Annotated in this window: 20 protein-coding genes; 15 read left to right on the top strand and 5 right to left on the bottom strand. The window is 43.4% G+C overall.

Going from position 1 to position 18,731, the window contains the following annotated elements; all coding sequences use genetic code 11:
- Nucleotides 1-39: 39 nt before the first annotated feature.
- The 3 genes from RHM67_RS04985 to RHM67_RS04975 all read right to left on the bottom strand — a co-directional run bounded on the left by RHM67_RS04985 (nt 40) and on the right by RHM67_RS04975 (nt 3,281).
- Nucleotides 40-231 (bottom strand): hypothetical protein, encoded by a 192-nt coding sequence (locus RHM67_RS04985; protein WP_322231031.1) that lies wholly within the window; start codon nt 229-231, stop codon nt 40-42.
- Nucleotides 232-294: 63 nt separating this feature from the next.
- Complete coding sequence (locus tag RHM67_RS04980; RefSeq protein WP_322231030.1) at nt 295-2,769, bottom strand: TonB-dependent receptor domain-containing protein; 2,475 nt, start codon at nt 2,767-2,769, stop codon at nt 295-297.
- A gap of 98 nt (nt 2,770-2,867) precedes the next feature.
- Nucleotides 2,868-3,281, bottom strand: a complete 414-nt coding sequence (locus RHM67_RS04975) for an EamA family transporter (RefSeq protein WP_322231029.1) — start codon at nt 3,279-3,281, stop codon at nt 2,868-2,870.
- Nucleotides 3,282-3,460: 179 nt separating this feature from the next.
- Between RHM67_RS04975 and RHM67_RS04970 the strand changes: the two genes are divergently transcribed.
- On the top strand, nt 3,461-4,489 hold the full coding sequence (locus RHM67_RS04970) for a fatty acid desaturase (RefSeq protein ID WP_322231028.1): 1,029 nt from the start codon (nt 3,461-3,463) through the stop codon (nt 4,487-4,489).
- A 101-nt stretch (nt 4,490-4,590) separates the two neighbouring features.
- Nucleotides 4,591-5,499 carry a hypothetical protein gene (locus tag RHM67_RS04965; protein WP_322231027.1) on the top strand — a complete coding sequence of 303 codons (909 nt, stop codon included), beginning with the start codon at nt 4,591-4,593 and terminating at the stop codon, nt 5,497-5,499.
- A gap of 126 nt (nt 5,500-5,625) precedes the next feature.
- Here RHM67_RS04965 and RHM67_RS04960 read toward each other — a convergent pair whose 3' ends face one another.
- A complete protein-coding gene (locus tag RHM67_RS04960) occupies nt 5,626-6,357 on the bottom strand; it encodes a hypothetical protein (RefSeq protein WP_322231026.1) in 732 nt (243 codons plus the stop codon).
- A gap of 196 nt (nt 6,358-6,553) precedes the next feature.
- On the opposite strand from RHM67_RS04960, the gene RHM67_RS04955 reads away from it, so the two are divergent.
- From RHM67_RS04955 to RHM67_RS04895, 13 genes are all read left to right on the top strand, one after another.
- Nucleotides 6,554-7,195, top strand: a complete 642-nt coding sequence (locus RHM67_RS04955; RefSeq protein WP_322231025.1) for a sigma-70 family RNA polymerase sigma factor — start codon at nt 6,554-6,556, stop codon at nt 7,193-7,195.
- Nucleotides 7,192-8,538: a hypothetical protein gene (locus tag RHM67_RS04950; RefSeq protein WP_322231024.1), complete on the top strand. Its 1,347-nt coding sequence runs from the start codon at nt 7,192-7,194 to the stop codon at nt 8,536-8,538. The genes RHM67_RS04955 and RHM67_RS04950 overlap by 4 nt, the downstream gene beginning before the upstream one ends.
- A gap of 7 nt (nt 8,539-8,545) precedes the next feature.
- Nucleotides 8,546-9,088, top strand: coding sequence for a YceI family protein (locus tag RHM67_RS04945; protein WP_322231023.1), 543 nt, complete (start codon nt 8,546-8,548; stop codon nt 9,086-9,088).
- 24 nt (nt 9,089-9,112) lie between these two features.
- Nucleotides 9,113-10,057 carry a DUF5777 family beta-barrel protein gene (locus RHM67_RS04940; protein ID WP_322231022.1) on the top strand — a complete coding sequence of 315 codons (945 nt, stop codon included), beginning with the start codon at nt 9,113-9,115 and terminating at the stop codon, nt 10,055-10,057.
- Between the two features lie 185 nt (nt 10,058-10,242).
- Complete coding sequence (locus tag RHM67_RS04935; protein WP_322231021.1) at nt 10,243-10,515, top strand: ubiquinol-cytochrome c reductase iron-sulfur subunit; 273 nt, start codon at nt 10,243-10,245, stop codon at nt 10,513-10,515.
- A 205-nt stretch (nt 10,516-10,720) separates the two neighbouring features.
- Nucleotides 10,721-11,083: a hypothetical protein gene (locus tag RHM67_RS04930; protein WP_322231019.1), complete on the top strand. Its 363-nt coding sequence runs from the start codon at nt 10,721-10,723 to the stop codon at nt 11,081-11,083.
- A gap of 109 nt (nt 11,084-11,192) precedes the next feature.
- Entirely contained in the window at nt 11,193-11,564 is a 372-nt protein-coding gene (locus RHM67_RS04925) for a hypothetical protein (protein ID WP_322231017.1), read from the top strand.
- Between the two features lie 119 nt (nt 11,565-11,683).
- Entirely contained in the window at nt 11,684-14,029 is a 2,346-nt protein-coding gene (locus tag RHM67_RS04920) for a TonB-dependent receptor (protein WP_322231015.1), read from the top strand.
- A 2-nt stretch (nt 14,030-14,031) separates the two neighbouring features.
- Nucleotides 14,032-15,462: a PepSY domain-containing protein gene (locus RHM67_RS04915; RefSeq protein ID WP_322231013.1), complete on the top strand. Its 1,431-nt coding sequence runs from the start codon at nt 14,032-14,034 to the stop codon at nt 15,460-15,462.
- 2 nt (nt 15,463-15,464) lie between these two features.
- Nucleotides 15,465-15,674 carry a heavy metal-binding domain-containing protein gene (locus tag RHM67_RS04910; RefSeq protein WP_322231012.1) on the top strand — a complete coding sequence of 70 codons (210 nt, stop codon included), beginning with the start codon at nt 15,465-15,467 and terminating at the stop codon, nt 15,672-15,674.
- A 117-nt stretch (nt 15,675-15,791) separates the two neighbouring features.
- Nucleotides 15,792-16,496 carry a DsbA family oxidoreductase gene (locus RHM67_RS04905; RefSeq protein ID WP_322231011.1) on the top strand — a complete coding sequence of 235 codons (705 nt, stop codon included), beginning with the start codon at nt 15,792-15,794 and terminating at the stop codon, nt 16,494-16,496.
- Nucleotides 16,497-16,631: 135 nt separating this feature from the next.
- Nucleotides 16,632-17,159, top strand: coding sequence for a hypothetical protein (locus RHM67_RS04900; protein WP_322231009.1), 528 nt, complete (start codon nt 16,632-16,634; stop codon nt 17,157-17,159).
- A gap of 109 nt (nt 17,160-17,268) precedes the next feature.
- Nucleotides 17,269-18,417, top strand: coding sequence for an MFS transporter (locus tag RHM67_RS04895; RefSeq protein ID WP_322231007.1), 1,149 nt, complete (start codon nt 17,269-17,271; stop codon nt 18,415-18,417).
- Here RHM67_RS04895 and RHM67_RS04890 read toward each other — a convergent pair whose 3' ends face one another.
- Entirely contained in the window at nt 18,418-18,687 is a 270-nt protein-coding gene (locus RHM67_RS04890; protein WP_322231005.1) for a hypothetical protein, read from the bottom strand.
- Nucleotides 18,688-18,731 lie beyond the last annotated feature (44 nt).

Here is an 18,731-nt window from a genome sequence, read left to right as displayed (position 1 = left end):
AGTTTTTTGCACTACATTTAAAAAAGATATAAAATGGGTTTACTCGTCCTTTATCTCTTCCCAATAAAGGGTACCCGCATAAATGCCATTTTTGATGGCAACCTGAGCCTTTATTTTTTCAAGTTCGGCTTTAACCTCATCGGGGCCTAATTTGATGCTCAACGACGAATAGAAAATTACATACCCAGTCTTACTGTTTATGAATTTATAATGTTTATCAGCAGTATTCATAACGATAATGCTTTAAGATATATCATTATAGTAATACTATAAAACGCTTAATTGTTTTTAAAATTACCTGCCTGCGGGCTCGCTTGGCATATTATTTCCGCCCTCTTCTCGGCCTTCCTTCTCTTTATCCTTAGAGAATTCCAGCTTACCAAATTTATAGCTAAGCGTTAACCCAAACGAGCGGAATGGCAACTGCCTGATGCTTGATTGGTTAAAGCCCGGCCCTTTGGTGGTCGACTCCTGGTTAATATACCGGCTAAACGCGTTGTTGGCAACCAAACCAATGCTGGCCTTTTTATCCCAAAACTGCTTGCGCACCGCCATGGTATAGAAAAAGAAATGCGGGCGTGTGCCTTGCAGTGTGCGCGATGAGGAATTGTAGTTACCAAATGCCTCTGCCATAATGTTGCCACCAAATTGGTAGCTGGCATTTAAATTTAAGCGATACTGAAAGGCCTTTATAGAATCGATACCCGGGGCTTTGTTGCTACGCTCTACCAGGAATATATTGGTGCGCAGGTTCAGTTTTTTAGTAACCGGTATCGATGCAAAAATGTTACCACCTAATGATGCCTGTGTGCCCAAGTTGGCGCGTTGGTTGAGTAATACGTTGGTATAATCCTTCCCGTTGATAGTTAATAACTCGTAACGGGTGGTAAACTGTTGGATATCGTCGGTATTGTGGCGATAAAAACTACCAATGTAAATATTTGTGCCGCTATCAAATGATTTGTTGTAGCCTAACTCAACGCTATTACTTTTCTCCGGCCTTAAGTTAGGGTTACCTGTGCTGATGTTCTTAGGGTCGCTGATGTTATAAAACGGGTTGATCTCGCCATAATCCGGTCGCTCTATCCGGTACGAGTAGCTCAGCTTAATACTTTGGGTTGGCGTTAACTTATGAGATATTACTGCCGATGGCGCAAAAGTATTATAGCCCGGTATCACCACCCCCGCAAGGTTTGATTTGGTATCGGTGTACTCGCTCCTCAAACCCGCCTTAACATCCAAAAAGTTTTTAAACAACGATGTTGATACCGATACATAACCCGCGTAAATATTACGCTTATAGTTAAATCCGTAGGTTTGGTCGGCGTTGTTTACATAGTTACCGCTCTGTAAAGTATCGGTAATGGTAGTATTCTTCAGGTCTTCTATCACCGCTTTAACGCCGCCCTCAATAGTAAAGGTTTTAGTTACCGGGTGTGTATAATCAATGGAGATATTGGTCTCCCTGTCGCTACCCGGGTTGTTGCCACGGATGCCTGTGGTTTCTTTCGGGTCATTAAGGTAATCTTGCGTTTGAAAATAGTTTGCGGTGTTTTTGCTATAACTGCTGGTGTATAAAAACTCAAGCGATTGGCCTTCTTTCTTAAAATTCTTTTTGTAGGCAAGGCTGTAATCGGTAGAATACGCGGTGAACTTACTATCAGAATTACGCAGAGTTAACAGGTTAGATAACAAATTACCGTTCGCATCGGTTACACTGTCCTGCTGGTTGGTAAGCCCGTTGTTGTGGTTCCCAAAATGATCAAACCCAATTGAAGCCGTTAATACATCTTTAGGCGTAATATCCCAGTTTAAACTAAGGCCGCTTTGGTAACCGCTTCTTTTAGAATCCGAGCCACCATTTTGAACCAGGCCGGTTACATTACCCGATCCATCGGTTGATGAGCGGTTGTTAGTATTTAAAACAGTTGTATTTAGTTGCGTATTCCCGCTAAAAAACGCGTTTACGCCAAAGTTACCCTTACGGGCGTTCAGGTTAAACGATCCGTTTTCCTGGCGGGTACCGGCGGTTAAGTTAACGCTACCATTGATGCCTTGTACCTTGCTATCCTTTAATATAATATTGATGATACCGCCTGTACCTGCCGCATCGTACTTAGCGCCGGGGCTGGTTATTACTTCAATACTTTTTATCTGGCTGCCGGGGATGGCCTGCAAGGCATCGGCAAGGCTGGCACCAAAAATACTGCTCGGCTTACCATTGATGAGGAAACGGATGTTGGCGTTGCCCTGTAATTCTACGTTACCGTCAATATCTACCGTAACCTGCGGTACTTTTTTAAGCACGTCAATAGCCGCGCCGCTTTGCGCTGTCAGATCGTTTTGGGCATTGTAAACCATTTTGTCGATCCGGTTCTCAATTATCGGCGCTTTAGCCACAATATCAACCCCTTTAAGCTGGTTTTGAATAGGGTCTATCAAAACATTACCAAGGGCCATTGTACCGCCGTCAACTACAATAACATGCTCAACGGCGTGTTTCTTATACCCTAAAAAATCTATGGTCAGGCGGTAATCTCCGGCAGGGATATTCTCTAAACTGAAGTTACCTTTTGGGTCGGTACTAATACCGTTGAAGGGGCTGGTGCTGCCTTGTTTAAATAATGATACGGTTGCATAGTCAACCGGCTGTTTGCTTACAGCATCGGTAACTTTACCGGTAATTTTACTTTTGCCGCCCGCAGCATTTTGGGCATTTATATTTACGGTAGTAACAAACAGAAAAACAAGAACAAAAAACGTACGCATATAACCTCTTTATTTCGAGGTGTAAAACTGAAAAGAAACTTTGGATTAAAACTGATTTTTTAGTTACGTTTCGTAATTGTTACATACTCCATATTCGGCTAAAATATAAGCACCAAAGTGCCCGAAATTATCAGCAACGCCCCCATCCCTGTTTTTAGTGTAAGCGGCTCGCCCAAAAAAACCACAGATAAAATTATAGCAATTGCCACGCTAAGTTTATCTACCGGAGCCACCTGCGATACCTTACCTAACTGCAATGCCTTAAAATAAAAGATCCACGATAAACCCGTGGCGCAACCGGATAGCACCAGGAAAGTCCAGTTTAATTTAGTTAAACCGTTTATGCCATGCTGTGTACCTTTATACAATACAATTGCCCAGGCTATTAATAATATCACTACCGTACGGATAGCGGTAGCCAGGTCGGTATCAACCCCTTTGATACCAATTTTAGCGAATATCGCGGTTAAGGCCGCAAATAGTGCCGAGAGTAATGCATAGATCCACCACATAATTATAGTTTATACAGGTTAAAATAATTACCAATTTAACTTATCTGATGCCATCCAAAAAAGAAGTAATTTCGTTTAGATTAATATCGAATAGTATTTTCACCCTAAATGTGATGATTTTTTATAAGAAAATTATTTTTGTGGCACGTTATTCTTATCTTCATCGTTTTAATGTTAATATGAAGAAAACTGATTTTGTTTATTCCCAGGAATCGGAACCACACCGCATACGTACAAAAAAGATACTAAAGCAGTTTCCGCAGCTAAGGAACTTAATAGGGAAAAACCCAAAAACTATTTGGGCGATCATTGGCCTGGTAGCATTCCAGGTTGTATTGGCATGGTTCCTTCGCGATCAATCGTGGTGGTTGGTATTTGGCGCAGCTTATTTATTAGGCGCATTTGCAGACCACGCGCTATTTGTGATGATTCACGAATGTACCCACCAATTGTTATTTAAAAACCGTAACGCTAACCGTTGGGCATCTATGTTTGCCAATTTGCCGCAAATATTACCAAGCGCTATATCGTTCGAAAAATACCACATCAAACACCACTCTTTCCAGGGTGTGCACGAGCTTGATGCCGATCTGCCAAACCGTTGGGAAGCAAGATTGATCAGCAACTCATTTTTTGGTAAAGCACTTTGGTTATTGTTCTTTCCGGTGTTCCAGTTATTCCGTTTATCACGTTTACGCGAGATCCACCCGTTTGACGGCTGGATTCTAACCAACTTGATAATACAGGCCGTATTTACAGGCCTTATTTATTACTTTATGGGCTGGCATGCCTTAGCATTTTTGCTATTGAGCTTCTCATTCTCGGTTGGCTTGCACCCGCTTGGCGCCCGCTGGATCCAGGAGCACTACTTAACTCATAATGTTGAGCAGGAAACTTACAGCTACTATGGTAACTTTAATGCGGTAGCATTTAACGTAGGCTTCCATAATGAGCACCACGATTTCCCTTCTATCCCATGGAATAAGCTTCCGGAGATAAAGAAAACCGCGCCAGAATACTACGATACCTTGTACTACCACACCTCTTGGACCAAGCTATTCTTCCAGTTTTTGTTTGACAGGGAGATCTCGTTATTCAACAGGATCTTGCGCCGCGAGCGTGGTAAGGTTGCCATTACCGATGTATCTAAACCAGATGCGGAAATGAGTTTTGGCAAAGAGCCCGCTTTAACCCCGCAAAACTCTTAAGTGTCAATTTAAAAGCATAAATAAAACGGCCCATAATAATATGGGTCGTTTTTTGTTTTATAGGCTTAGTTATGATTAGCTTAGTTATGATTAGCTTAGTTATGATTAAAAGTAAAGCGTTAAAAATATTTATCCCGGTATTGTGCCTGCTGTTTATAGCGGCATTTGCCAAACACCGTTTAATTGATAACAAGCACCTGCCCGAAAGCCATCTGTTCTCAAAAGAAATGGATGAAACATCGGGACTGGCAGCATCAGCCATAAACCCAGATATTTATTATGCCCATAACGATAGCGGAGACACCAGCCGTTTCTTCGCCATTACTGCCGATGGCAAACTAAAAACCACCATTTATTTTACCGGCGATAAAAAAGAGCGCCTTGGCGTGCGCGATTGTGAAGACATTGCCGTTGGCCCAGGCCCCTTAAAAGGCAAAAGCTATGTGTATATTGGGGATATTGGTGATAATAGCGCAGTAAGAAAATTCATAACCGTTTACCGCGCCGAAGAGCGCAAGACCTGGGGAACCGACAGCCTTGCACACACCGTGCCCGTGCCACTCAACCTGAAATACCCGGATGGCGCCAAGGATGCCGAGGCAATAACCATTGATCCTATTGAAAAGCTACTGTACATCATCACCAAGCGTGGCGATAGTGTGGGCGTTTATACATCGCCGTTAACTTACAAAGCCAATGATACCATTACCTTAACCTTTAGGGGCAGGTTATTCTTCAGCGGGATAAAGCCTTTTAAATGGATAACCGCTGCAGATGTAACTGCCGATGGTAAACAGATTCTGGTAAAAAGCTACGAGAAAGTTTATTACTGGCAGCGCCAGGCTAACCAACCCATTTGGCAGGCATTAAAAACTACTCCGAAAGAACTGGTTTACAAACAGGAAAAACAAGGTGAAGCTATAGCTTTTACGCGTGATGGCAAAGGTTATTATACTACCAGTGAGGGTATTTACGCGCCTATATATTATTATAAAATAGCAGGAAATTAATTCATAGTCGAGTGTTCACGTTCGCGGTGTGAACACCATAATAATTGTTTATTATTCTGATAATCAGATATTTGTGTTTTTTATTTAACACATCAAACGTGAACACCGGAACTAATAACGCCGAGATTATAGGCCTTTGATAAGCTTTTTATAATTGATCTTATCAAAATCAAACTCCGGCATTTTATCCATTTTGCTGTAATTGACTACCATATCAAATTTGGCGGCATGTTCTTTCGCTACGTATAGGGTATAGCGGTAATCAAACGGCAGCGATGTGTCCTCCCAAACCGTAACCATGTTTTTGGGATCTATAATATATATGGTAACATTTGATGATCTTACGAACTGGTAAAATGGCGGCGATTTTAAAAAGTATTTATTCGCTTTTAATTTTTTAAAATCGAGCAAGGTCTGTACGGTAGGCCCATCCATATCGTAGTATATTATAGTGCTATCCGTAATTGCCCGGATCCGTGTATTGCCGCCATCGCCGGGTGCATATAGGTAATATTTGCCCTTATATAAATTTAACGGTACCCATTGCTTTGGCAAGCCGGCAAGGTCATATTTTTTAAGTGGCTTACCATGCTTAACCTTTAATATCTTATAGGTTTCGTTATAATTTATGCTGTCGTTATGGTCATACTTGAAACCTAACAGCCATTTGTATTGGCTCGCATTGCGGTCTTTTTCTATATAAACCGCATGATAAAGATCCTTTTTAACCTCTCTCAATAAAAAAGTGGTATCCGCGGGTTTTGCCTTTTGCACGGTATCTTTTTCAACCGCGGCAACTTTCTTTTCCGGGCTTTTACACGCCGCAAGCAGGATCAATAGGTATATCAGCTTTTTCATTACCTAAATATAGCTAATTAAAGTATCACTTAGCTGTTAGCGTGTTAAAGGCATTTTCAACTCCGAATAATTATCACTACATTTCTATCAAATAAATTAATTCAAATTTTTTCTTACCTCGCGGCAACCTTTAGGCAATATCCATCGTGATGTATGCAGATAAGGTAATAATTTAAGGCAAACAGGATTCCCAAATATGGGCGAAGAAGAATTACATCAACTGGTAAAAGGCTGTTTAAAGGATGACAGGCTATGTCAAAAGCTTTTGTATAAGGCTTTTTATGGCTTTGCTATAGGCATCTGTTTAAGGTACGCCAACAACCGGTACGAGGCTTCGGAGATCATGAACCAGGGGTTTTATAAAGTATTTAAAAACTTAGTGAAGTATGATCTAACTAAGCCCTTTAAGGCATGGTTAGGGCGCATTATGGTTAATACATCCATAGATTATTACCGCTCTAACCTGAAGATTGCATACACCGAAGAGCTGGACAAAGCCGAACACGTTAACGATACCGAGTTTGCCGACAGGAATTTAAATTATAACGAATTACTGGATATGATAAGTCAGTTACCTCGTGCATACCGTACCATATTTAACTTATTTGCCATTGAGGGTTACACGCACGAAGAGATAGGCACCATGCTGAATATCAGCACGGGCACCTCAAAATCAAACCTGCACAAGGCGCGCGAGAAATTAAAAATAATGATAGCCAACAGCAATAAAATGCCCGGCACAGCAAGTAAACAAGCAAACGATAACATAGTACTACTTAACCACAAAAACACCCCCAACCTATCCATATCTTTTATAAACAACGTAACCAAAAGATGAAAGAGGAAAAAGAAGATAGTATTGATAAATTGTTTAGCCGCGGCCTAAGCGAGCCGGGCGACAATGCGCAATACCGGGAGGAAGACTGGGACGATATGGAGGAAATGCTTTATGGCAAAAAACCAAGGGGCATTGTATTTAATTTATTGGTGCTGGCCGGTACCATAGCGGCTATGCTGGCATTAATAATTGGCTGGTTATACATAAACCCTGCCTCAAAACCCGATAAAAACACACAACAGGCGGTGAAAAAATCACAATCTGTACAAAAGGATTCCGGTAAATACGGCCTGCCCGTGCAGCAACTGGCAGATCTCAAAAGTAATACGCTTTCGGCAAATGATAGTAGTGCGATGAGTGCAAACCAATTGAACCGTAAAAGTAAGTCGTTCTTCACCTTATCTGCTGTACCGGGCGGCCGTAATATTACCGGTTTTAGCTACGTACCTAATACACCATCCGGCTATAAAAAGGATACGATAATTACTGATGTAAACCAACGCGGCATAGCCAAAGTGGATACCATTATTACCGATAAAAGCGCACCGGTAATTGCAAATAACAACAAAGCTTATATTGACACCATCATAACCGATAAAGCCGCCGTAATAGCAGCAAACAGCACCAAAAAAGATACCATTATCACCCAAAAACGGCCTCCGTTGATCTCGGTAGTGGATGATATTAAACCGAACAAAAAACCTTCGAGATCAGGCGGCAAATCTGGGCCGGCAGCTTACGCATTCAGGCCAACATTCGCGGTTAGTTTTATTGCTTCGCCGGATGTGAATAGTGCCAAAGGTTTTACACAAACTAAGGTGGGCAGCAATTTTGGGCTGATGCTAACCATGGGCGTATCCCGCAAATGGAGCATTACCACGGGGGCGGTTTATGCTGATAAGCCTTACATGACAGATTTTGCAAATTATGCAACGGCCTACAAGTTTAACACCAACCCGGTAAGCGTTACCGCAAGCTGTATAGTGTTAGATATCCCGATAAATGTTGGGTACCAGCTTTTTAACAATGGCCGCAACAAGTTTAGCCTGGGCACGGGCCTGTCGTCATACTTTATGCTGCGCGAAAATTACACCTATAACTATGCAGGTGCTTACCCGGATGGGCCAGCCGGCTTCAACATACGTAATAAAAACAAACACATTATGGGCATCCTAAACCTGAATGTCACTTATCAGCGCGAAATAAGTTCAAAATTTGGGGTGGGTGTACAGCCATACTTTAAAGTACCGCTCACGGGCATTGGCTACGGGCAGGTAAATCTAAAATCGGCAGGGGTTGCTGTGGGGGTAACGTGGAACATTAATACGGGACTAAAACCTTAAGAAAAACATGAAATATATTGGAGTAATATTACTCGTTTGGTTTGCAACAAACCGGGCGGGGCGGGATATCTATATCTGTAAAAACGCGGTTGTAACGCTTTATTCAAAGGCACCTATAGAGGATATCGATGCCCGCAGCAACAGGGGAACATCGGTACTAAATACCGCCACCGGCGATGTAGCCTTTAGCTTACCCATCGGCTCATTTAAGTTTGATAAGGCCCTGATGCAGGACCATTTCAACGAAAACTATATGGAAAGCGATAAATATCCGCAAGCAAGTTTTAAAGGTAGGCTTACAAGCAAACCCGACCTAAGCAAGGATGGAAGCTACCCCGTAACCGCCGCCGGTATTTTCGAAGCGCATGGCGTAAAACAAAGCCGCACCATCCCGGGGACTATAACAGTAACAAACGGTGCCGTAAGTCTTAGTTCGGAGTTTATGGTTGCTTGTAAAGATCATAAGATAGATATCCCAAAACTGGTGTTCCAAAACATTGCCGAAACCATCAAAATAAAAGTAACAGCGGCATACGCGCCTTACAAATAGCAAACCCTCAACACAACCATTATCATGAAAAGGTCCCTCTTAATTATCGCGCTGTTAAGTACAGCAGGCTTTATAAAAGCACAAACCAAAACCGATTCAACAGCGACTACCAACAGCACCGATTCGCTCATGAAAACCCTGAGCGCGCCACAAAAAGGCGAGCCGGTTATAGCAACCTTTAAGGCCACGCGCCTCATCCTGTCGCAAACTACCGAAACGGTTAAAAAGAAAGAACTTAATTTTTTGGTGATCCATCGCTTTGGTGACATTGGCGGCGCGGCAGGCGGCGGCAAAGCCCTTTGGGGGCTGGATAATTCTTCAGATATCTACATTGGCTTTGAATATGGCCTTACCGATAACCTGAACATAGATTTTGGCCGCAGCAAATCCGAGCAACTGATAGAGCTTAGTTTAAAGTACAACATACTGCATCAAAAAACAGATAACAGCGTACCCGTTGCCGTTACGCTGATTGGTAAAACCGCGCTTAAACCTTACCACGTAAATACCAATGTTTTTGATGTTTACAGCAACCGGTTCAATTACCTGGCACAGGCCGTTATAGCTCGCAAGTTTTCATCAGCATTATCCTTACAGGTATCGCCAATATTTGTGCGTACCAATTTGCCCTATCCGTTTTTGGCAGGTAACACGCAAAACGTTTTTGCCCTATCTGCAGCGGGCCGTTTAAAATTCAGCAAGCGCATGGGGATCGTTTTAGATTACGTGCACCCCTTCTCCAACTTCAGGGATAACAGCGTGAACCCCAAATTTTATGATGGATTAGGTGTGGGTATCGAGATTGAGACCGGTGGCCACGTGTTCACCATTAACTTTACCAATGCAGAGGCCATCTCCGAATTTAACTACGTAACCAATACCCAATCCAGCTGGAGCAAAGGCCAGTTTCGCTTAGGGTTTACCATTTCCCGCATTTTCGATTTTAATAAAAAACATAAATCAAACTAACTTTTAAAACTATGGAAAGGCACGAATTTTTAGCAAAATTAGGTATAGGTGTAGCTGCGGTTTGTACCGGCTGTAGTATAGTAGGCTGAGGCTCTAAAGTAAGCGACCCCACGCCGGGCAATGGCGGTAATAACCCGCCAACAGGCGGTAATGGCAACTTATTCTCCGTTGACCTAAATAGCGAGTTGCAGAGCGTAGGCAGTTCCAAAGTATCTAACGGGGTAGTACTGGTCCGCTTAGCGGCCGGCGCAGCGGCAAGCGCTTTTACAGCAGTACAGGTTTCCTGTACGCACGAGGGCACAAGCATTAACTATAACAACGCCCAGGGCCTGTTTATTTGCCCTAACCATGGCAGCGAGTTTAGTACTACAGGCGCCGTGATACAAGGGCCGGCTGCAACCGCGCTTAAAAAGTATACCGTTAACGTGGTTGATAACACTTTAACCGTAACAGCCTGATTTTTATAATAGCTGTGTGGTATAGCGGGATACTACATAGCTATTTTTATTGCATCTTGTTTGCCGTGGTACGGCAGGTGGCGGGACGATATGGTGCATGCCCCGCTATTTTCATTTTAAACTTTTGATTATTTAGAATTAATATTTGGCAGACATTACTTTTATATAAAAGCGTTATATTTAGGACTATAAATTCACAACCAAAATGAAAAGAAAGATCTTTACTACAGCCCTATTATCATGCTGCTTTATGATCTGTATGGCAGCAGCGGTTTTTGCCGACCTTACCGGTAAATGGACAGGTAATTTAACCATGAGTGATGGTAACACCTTCCCGGTTACATACGATTTTAAAGTTGCCGGCGAAAAACTGACCGGTACAGCACAGTCGCCACAGGGTGATGTAAATATTGAAGATGGTAAAATAAAAGGCGACGAGTTTAGCTTTAGCGTAAACGTTAACGGCCTTGATGTACCACACAAAGGTAAAGTATATGCAGATTCGGTTGGCATGAACCTTACTATCAATGCGGACCAATTGCACTTTGTGCTAAAACGCGTAAAATAACACCCACCTCTTAAAATAATAAAAACCCCCGCCCAACCCGGCGGGGTTTTTTAGCGTAATGTAAATAACAGGCTTGGTACATAATTAACAACGCTTACCTTTGCGCCGCATGTTACACCGTTTAACCGCATACTTATTAATTGTATCCCTGGTATCGGCCAACTTCTCCCGTTTTTTTATCTACGCGGGTTTTGAGCTGAACAGGAACTACATCGCGACGAAACTTTGTGAGAACCGTAATAAACCGCAGCTGCATTGCAACGGCAAGTGTTACTTCATGAAAAAAGTAAAGCAAGCCGAAGAAAAGCAGAACACCGAAGACAGGCAGGCACAAAAAAACCTGTTCCAGGAGGCCAGTTACAATCAGCCTGCTCAGGTTAAGTTTTACTCGGTTTTATTATCGGTAACCAAAGTTCCCAACTACAGGTTCCAACTGCCGCAGCAACCGGCAAACATCTTCCAGCCTCCACGGCTCGCATAAAAACACCATTCTTATTCATACAGTTTTGATACCGGCTTCGCGGCCCTTATCTGCTATGCCTTTGCATGCGCTGTAAATTATTTATGTCCCGGTGCATTTGGGACACCATACACGTTTTTATGAAAATATCTACACTACTATATATCCTGTTGTGTTTTGCGCCTGCCTTATGCTTTGGCCAAAACAAACTAACAGCTACCGTTACCGATGCCCGCACACACGAAGCCGTGCAGGGCGTAATGGTAAGCGATGCCGATAACGGCAACCTGCTCACCACCACAAATGCCAAAGGCAAGTTTACTCTAACAAACGAAAGCATCAAAAACCTTCGCTTTAAAATGGTAGGTTTTAATGATAAGCTTTACACTTTAACCGGCGCTGCATCTATCGAGATCGCCTTAGAGCCTTCTACGATTGATCTGCAGCAAGTAGTTGTATCTGCCAGCCGCGAACGCCAGGCCAGGCAGGATGCACCTATCGCCATCAGCAAAATAAACGCTACCCAAATTCATGATACCAAGGCAACCGCGCTTTACCAGTTGCTTAACAAAGTAACAGGTGTATACATGGTAGATCTTGGGAACGAGCAGCATACCATGGCCATCCGCCAGCCTATTACTTACAACGCTTTGTATTTATATATGGAAGATGGTTTGCCCATTCGCCCTACCGGGATCTTTAACCACAACTCGCTTTACGAGATCAACATGAGTGGCGTACGCGATATTGAGGTGATCAAAGGCCCCGCGTCATCACTATATGGCAGTAATGCTATTGGTGGTGCCATTAACTTTATTACACAGGGCCCACCAGCGGGTTACGCCGGCAATGTATCTGTGCAAGGCGATAATCACCACTACCGCAGGGTTGATGCCGATGGTGGTTTTAGCGCAGGCAAATTTGGCCTGTACGTTGGCGGTTACGTAGCCAAACTGCGCAACGGCTGGCGGGATTACAGCGATTTTGACAAATACTCGGGCAACTTTAAAACCACTTACGATTTTGATGCCGCTACGCGATTGACCACATCTGTAGCCTATAATTACCTGAACACACAAACACCGGGCAGCTTAGATAGCGCAAAATTTTACAGCAGGACGTATGGCGCTAACCAGCGTTTTACCTATCGTAAAGTAAAGGCGTTTAGGGCCAATACCAAACTGGAGCATACCTGGAACGCGCAAAGTAGCAGCTTTTTAACCTTGTTTTACCGCAACAACTCTACCGCGCAATTGCCAAGCTATTTTATATCTGATGTGCGGGACAATGCGGGTAATTACCTAAGTTCTAACGGGCAGGAGAACGACCAAAGCTTTCATAGCCTTGGTTTGTTGGCGCAACACCGCCAAGATTTTGATTTTTTACACTCGAAATTGATTTTGGGAGTTTATGCCGATAACAGCCCGAGCAGCTATTACGCCAAGTTTTTAAATATTCAGAAAGACGTGGCTAACAACTTTTATACCGGCTATACCCCTACCGGGAATTACATCGATAACTACCACATTAAGTTGTTTAACACTGCGGCCTACGCCCAGTACGAGATTAAACCTGCCGAGCCTTTGCGCATTGTGATGGGCCTGCGTTACGACCGCATCCACTACAACTTCACCAATGGCATCGCCGCGGGCAGCACCAAATACAAACAACAGGAAATCAATGATTTTAACATCGTAGCGCCAAAACTTGGCCTAACCTATAACCTTGGCAACAATAAAGGTTTATACGCCAACTACAGCGTAGGTTTCCAGCCGCCGGAAACCGGCGACTTATATAGCGCCCGCCAGCTCACCCCGCTAAAACAAGCTACCTTTAATAACTATGAAGCAGGTGGCTGGTTAGCATTATTAAACAAGAAAATGTATGTAGAGGTAACCGTGTATGATCTGGAAGGCCGTAACGAGATCATTAACCAATTACTGCCAGATAATACCACTCAAAACCAAAACGCTGGTGCAACACGCCATCGTGGTATAGAGTATTCGGTAGCCTACGCGCCGGTTAGCGAGTTGGGTTTCAGGTTTAGCGGTACCAATGCCAGGCATACTTATGTAGATTACAATGAAGTTTCAACCAACTTTAGCACGGGTGCAAGCACAGTTACCGTTTACAATGGCAACCGCATGAATAACGCACCAAGCTGGATAGCCAACTCCGAGCTTACTTACAAGCCCGCTTACATCAACGGTTTCAGGATAGCGGGCGAGTGGCAGCATATTGCGTCATACTTTACAAATCCGGCAAACACCAAAACCTATTCGGGATATGACATCTTTAACTTCCGTACCGGGTTTGATGTAAAAAGCGGCGTGCTTAAAGGCGCGGGCATCTGGTTTAATGTATTAAATGTTACTAATAAGCTTTACGCCACAACGGTAACCAGCAACCAGTACGGCGATACGTACAACGCTGCGCCACCAAGGGTTTATACATTAGGTATCAGCTATTCATTTGCAAAACACTAACCATGGCAACAGCAAAACAAAACTTTTATAAATGGCATCGGATACTGGGCTTAACAGCCCTTATCCCTGTTATGATGTGGACGCTGAGCGGCCTGTTGCACCCGTTCATGTCCAACTGGTTCAGGCCGACTATTGCAAGGGAAGTTTACAAGCCGGGGCAGATTATTAAGCTCACACTAACCATTAAACAGGTGCTGGATAAGAACGCGATCAGCCAATTCATCAATTTTGGGTTAATCAGTTTTAATAAGCAGGCTTACTACCAGGTACTGGGGAAGGATAGCATCACGAACTACTACTCAGCTACCAACGGTACTTTAGTGAATGACGGCGATAAGCAATACGCTACCTATCTTGCGCGCTATTTTACGCAGGATAGCACATCAAAAGTAAAAAGCATCACCCTGCAAAAAACCTTTGACGCGCATTACCAGCCCATAAACCACCTACTGCCCGTTTGGAAAATAGCCTTCGACCGGGCAAACGGTATGGACGTTTACGTGGAAACAGCGCAAAGCCGAATGGGTACGTTCAACAACAATACCCGCAAGGCGATGCTTAGCGTTTTTGAGCAGCTACACACCTGGCAGTTTTTAGAAGCAATTGGCGGCGAGCAATTCCGAATTGTGGTGTTACTGGTAATTGTGAGCATTATGTTTTTATCGATATTAACCGGACTAACCGTTTATGGTTTCTTTTGGAAGAAATTCAAGACCATCAAACAAAACCGCAAAGCCGATAAACGCCCGGAGACCCGCTTTGTACATCGCTTTCACAGGCAGCTTGGGCTTATTGTTTCGTTCGTGATGTTCACGTTTATCATCAGCGCGGCATTCCACTTAATTGTGAAGTTGCATAATATTAAACCGCAGGGTAAATCGTATAGCCAAATGATCGAAACAAAAGAGTTGTCTTTCACTAACCTGCAATTGCCCGTAGATAGCATCAAAACAATTGGCCTAATTAAATATGCAGATAGCACCTATTATCAGGTGGCCGATCTTAAAAAGAATGTCAGCTATTTTAATACCTCAAGCGGCAAACAACTGGCGGATGGTGATGCGATCTACGCCAATTACCTGAGCAATTTTTACCGCGCAGGCAAGCCACAGATAAAAGTAAAAGGCAAAAGCACAATAACGCAGACCCGTCAGTTTGATAACGAATATGGCTTTATCAACAAACGCCTGCCGGTACAAAAAGTGGCCTACCCTAACGGCGAGAACTGGTATATCGAAACCACCACATCGCAATTGGCTACCAAAGTAGCGGGTATTGACCGCGCCGAAGGGTTTTCTTTTATATTTTTACACAAGTATTTCGGCATGAGCTGGGCCGGCAAAAACATCCGCGACATAGTAAGCATGCTTGCCGCGCTGGGTGTATTCGTCATATCAGGATTCGGCTTTGCCGTGTTCCTTAAAAACAAATAATTATGAGAAGATACATCATCATTTTAGCTGTAGCCACATTGAGCTTTGCAGCCTGTAATTCACCGGCAACAAAAGATGCCAAGGCAACCGAATCTGCCAAACCAAAAGGAAAATACTATTGCACCATGCACCCCGAGATAACATCAAACAAGCCAGGCACCTGCAGTAAATGCGGAATGGATTTGGTGGAGCGGGATACAACGGGGAAATAAGCATCATCTTTAAAGACTAAGCCCGGGCGCTATAATTTTGCTTAGTGCCCGGGTTTTTTACTTTACACTTACGCTAAGTTTCCTGCATCATTGTAACTTTATAAAAATTCAATAAAAATGAAGATCGAGATCTGGAGTGATGTAATGTGCCCATTCTGTTACATAGGCAAACGCCGTTTTGAAGATGCCCTGCAACAATTCGCGCATAAAGGGGAAGTGGAGATAGAATGGAAAAGCTTTCAGCTTAACCCGGATATGGTAACCAACCCATCGGTAAACATTAACCAATACCTTGCCGATGCTAAAGGCTGGACATTGGAGTATGCACAACAAATGAACAACCACGTAACCGAGATGGCTGCCGAAGTTGGCCTCACTTATCATATGGACAATGCCGTTGTTGCCAACAGCTTAAAAGCCCATCGCTTTACCCATCTTGCCAAAAAGTATAACCTTGGCGATGCTGCCGAAGAAGCCTTATTTAAAGCATACTTTACCGAAGGCAAAAATGTGGACGATACAGACACCCTTGCAGAATTGGGCTCTGCTATCGGCCTTAACCCCGATGAGGTAAAACAAACCCTTGGTACCGATGCTTTTATAGATGATGTTAAGCATGACGTAGCCGAAGCGCAGTATTTAGGCATACAGGGTGTACCGTTTTTTGTGATGAATAATAAATACGGCGTATCTGGCGCGCAGGCGGTTCCGGTATTTACCCAAACATTAGAAAAAGCGTTTGCAGAATGGAACGATGAGCAAAGCAAACCAAAACTGGATGTTATTGAAGGCCCAACCTGCGGCCCGGATGGCGATTGCTAAGCAAATAAATTTATTTGCAGCAAATCTTAACCTATGTGCTAATCAGCCGTATAAGTGTAAATTAATTGAGGCAGTATATTAATCAGCGCGAAATATATATTATATATATACCCTGATTAATTCAATAAACACTACATGAATAAACTCTACTCAAAACTATTATTAGTTATATTTTCGGCATTAGCAATTGGTGGGTGTAAGGTAGATCCGGTTGTTTACCCGGAGGGGACCATCTCAACTATCGGCAAAACAAATACTGGTACTGGAACAGGAACAGGAACTGGCTCTAACAACGGCGGTATATCAAACGGCAGTACTATTACATACACCGTTGATGGCAAATCTACCACCCTTACAACAGCATTTTTCCAGGTGATTAATGCTTCCCAGCTACCGCCGAATGGAAGTACGCAAATTGGCGGAGGTACAGATGCAGCCAGTGCATTCTCTTTATCAGCAAGAACTACCGTTGCAGGTTCGTTTGACGCCGATGTAATAGTATTAGGTACTTCTTTTGGCGATGGCAAAGTTACATTTACCGAGATAAATACTACTAATAACGGCTTAAAAGGAACAGTAAAGGGAACTTTTACGGGAAGCGTAACAAATTTAACCAATCAGATCAAAAAAGATATTTCGGGATCGTTCAGCATTAAAATGTAACCTTGTTTTTTGTTGACAGCTGTTTATCCCTATTATTTTCAATAATATAAATTATAGATAGTAACTTTGCACCTTAGTGTAATAAATACACAAAGTTTAAATTTTACTTTTGGAAGCAGTAGCCCCATCTTACCATTTTTCAAGAACCACCCTGCGTATTGCGGTAGGAGCCATGTTTTTTATGACCGGCATTTGCTTTGCAAGCTGGGCATCGCGTATAGCTACTATTCAACAGGATCTTAATTTGAGCGATGCCGGGCTTGGCGGTGTTTTATTTGCGCTTCCGGTTGGTTTAATGTGTTCGCTCCCATTCTCGGGCTGGGTAATTACCCGCATAGGCAGCCGTAAGTTGCTGATCAGTGCATTGGTGGTTTACAGCCTTTCGTTAGTTTCTTTAGGCATCGCGCAAAATACCGTTCAACTGATCGCATGCTTGCTGTTATTCGGTTTCTCCAGCAACGCGGTAAACATAGCTGTTAATACTCAGGCCGTAGCTGCCGAGGAGTTATACCAGCGCCCAATACTTGCATCGTTCCATGGTTTATGGAGTTTGGCCGGCTTTACAGGGGCTGTCATAGGCACCTTTATGATAGGCAAACAGGTTATCCCGTTCAAGCATTTTAGCATGATAATGGTGCTGGTGATCGTAGTGGTGATTTTTACGTCGCGCTACCTTAAAAACGACAAGCCAACAAGCGCCGGGCCGGTGTTTGTAATGCCCGATAACTCGCTGATAAAATTAGGTATCATCGCTTTTTGTTCGATGATATGCGAAGGCGCGATGTTCGACTGGAGCGTTATTTTCTTTAAAAAAGTAGTGCTTGCCCAAAATGCGTCAATGGGTGCCGGGTATACAGCCTTCATGTTTACCATGGCTACCGGCCGCTTTGTAGCCGATAAATTCGCACACCGCTTTGGCCTTAAACGCACTTTACAAATAAGCGGCATGCTTACCGCCACCGGCTTACTTACCGCCGTGGCATTCCCTTATATGTACTCGGCAATATTCGGTTTTTTATTGGTAGGGTTCGGTGTATCATCTGTTGTGCCGTTGGTTTACAGCGCGGCAGGCAAATCTAAAACCATGTCGCCGGGGGTGGCACTGGCAGCCGTATCAACCATTGGGTTTGCAGGTTTTTTAGTTGGCCCGCCGTTGATAGGTTTTGTGGCCGGGATAGCTACTTTAAGGGCATCCTTTACCCTCATAGCAGCCATGGGTATTTGCGTAACCCTATTTGCTACCAAGGCGAAAATTTAATTACTCTTCTGTCAGATCTCCTTCATTCGGGTTAAGCACATATTCGAAATTCTCGTATCCGTTATGGAAGATGAACTTGATCCGTTCGTGCGGCAAATTAATATCCAGCGATATAGCACCTAAGGTTGACGGCAGATTGTCACGAATCAATTTTAAGTCGGTAATGTGGGGCATATCTATAGCGATGTCTTCGCAACGGGCTTCTATTTTCCAGTCTTTAAGGCCTGCGCCCTGCAATACATCCAACCACTTTTGCTGATAAGCATTCATAATATTATAATTTGCTTATAGAACAGGCCGTGTTGAATTAAGTT

Source organism: Mucilaginibacter sp. 5C4, assembly GCF_034345625.1.
Lineage (GTDB): Bacteria > Bacteroidota > Bacteroidia > Sphingobacteriales > Sphingobacteriaceae > Mucilaginibacter > Mucilaginibacter aurantiaciroseus.
This window is presented reverse-complemented; position numbering and strand designations above follow the sequence as displayed.

What these genes read in the sequence shown, in the direction of transcription:
- RHM67_RS04910 (WP_322231012.1), top strand. Translation starts at nt 15,465, where the DNA reads ATGAGAAGATACATCATCATTTTAGCTGTAGCCACATTGAGCTTTGCA.
- RHM67_RS04945 (WP_322231023.1), top strand. Translation starts at nt 8,546, where the DNA reads ATGAAATATATTGGAGTAATATTACTCGTTTGGTTTGCAACAAACCGG.
- RHM67_RS04930 (WP_322231019.1), top strand. Translation starts at nt 10,721, where the DNA reads ATGAAAAGAAAGATCTTTACTACAGCCCTATTATCATGCTGCTTTATG.
- RHM67_RS04975 (WP_322231029.1), bottom strand. Translation starts at nt 3,281, where the DNA reads ATGTGGTGGATCTATGCATTACTCTCGGCACTATTTGCGGCCTTAACC.
- RHM67_RS04950 (WP_322231024.1), top strand. Translation starts at nt 7,192, where the DNA reads ATGAAAGAGGAAAAAGAAGATAGTATTGATAAATTGTTTAGCCGCGGC.
- RHM67_RS04920 (WP_322231015.1), top strand. Translation starts at nt 11,684, where the DNA reads ATGAAAATATCTACACTACTATATATCCTGTTGTGTTTTGCGCCTGCC.
- RHM67_RS04925 (WP_322231017.1), top strand. Translation starts at nt 11,193, where the DNA reads ATGTTACACCGTTTAACCGCATACTTATTAATTGTATCCCTGGTATCG.
- RHM67_RS04980 (WP_322231030.1), bottom strand. Translation starts at nt 2,769, where the DNA reads ATGCGTACGTTTTTTGTTCTTGTTTTTCTGTTTGTTACTACCGTAAAT.
- RHM67_RS04915 (WP_322231013.1), top strand. Translation starts at nt 14,032, where the DNA reads ATGGCAACAGCAAAACAAAACTTTTATAAATGGCATCGGATACTGGGC.
- RHM67_RS04970 (WP_322231028.1), top strand. Translation starts at nt 3,461, where the DNA reads ATGAAGAAAACTGATTTTGTTTATTCCCAGGAATCGGAACCACACCGC.
- RHM67_RS04955 (WP_322231025.1), top strand. Translation starts at nt 6,554, where the DNA reads ATGGGCGAAGAAGAATTACATCAACTGGTAAAAGGCTGTTTAAAGGAT.
- RHM67_RS04960 (WP_322231026.1), bottom strand. Translation starts at nt 6,357, where the DNA reads ATGAAAAAGCTGATATACCTATTGATCCTGCTTGCGGCGTGTAAAAGC.
- RHM67_RS04905 (WP_322231011.1), top strand. Translation starts at nt 15,792, where the DNA reads ATGAAGATCGAGATCTGGAGTGATGTAATGTGCCCATTCTGTTACATA.
- RHM67_RS04890 (WP_322231005.1), bottom strand. Translation starts at nt 18,687, where the DNA reads ATGAATGCTTATCAGCAAAAGTGGTTGGATGTATTGCAGGGCGCAGGC.
- RHM67_RS04940 (WP_322231022.1), top strand. Translation starts at nt 9,113, where the DNA reads ATGAAAAGGTCCCTCTTAATTATCGCGCTGTTAAGTACAGCAGGCTTT.
- RHM67_RS04900 (WP_322231009.1), top strand. Translation starts at nt 16,632, where the DNA reads ATGAATAAACTCTACTCAAAACTATTATTAGTTATATTTTCGGCATTA.
- RHM67_RS04985 (WP_322231031.1), bottom strand. Translation starts at nt 231, where the DNA reads ATGAATACTGCTGATAAACATTATAAATTCATAAACAGTAAGACTGGG.
- RHM67_RS04965 (WP_322231027.1), top strand. Translation starts at nt 4,591, where the DNA reads ATGATTAAAAGTAAAGCGTTAAAAATATTTATCCCGGTATTGTGCCTG.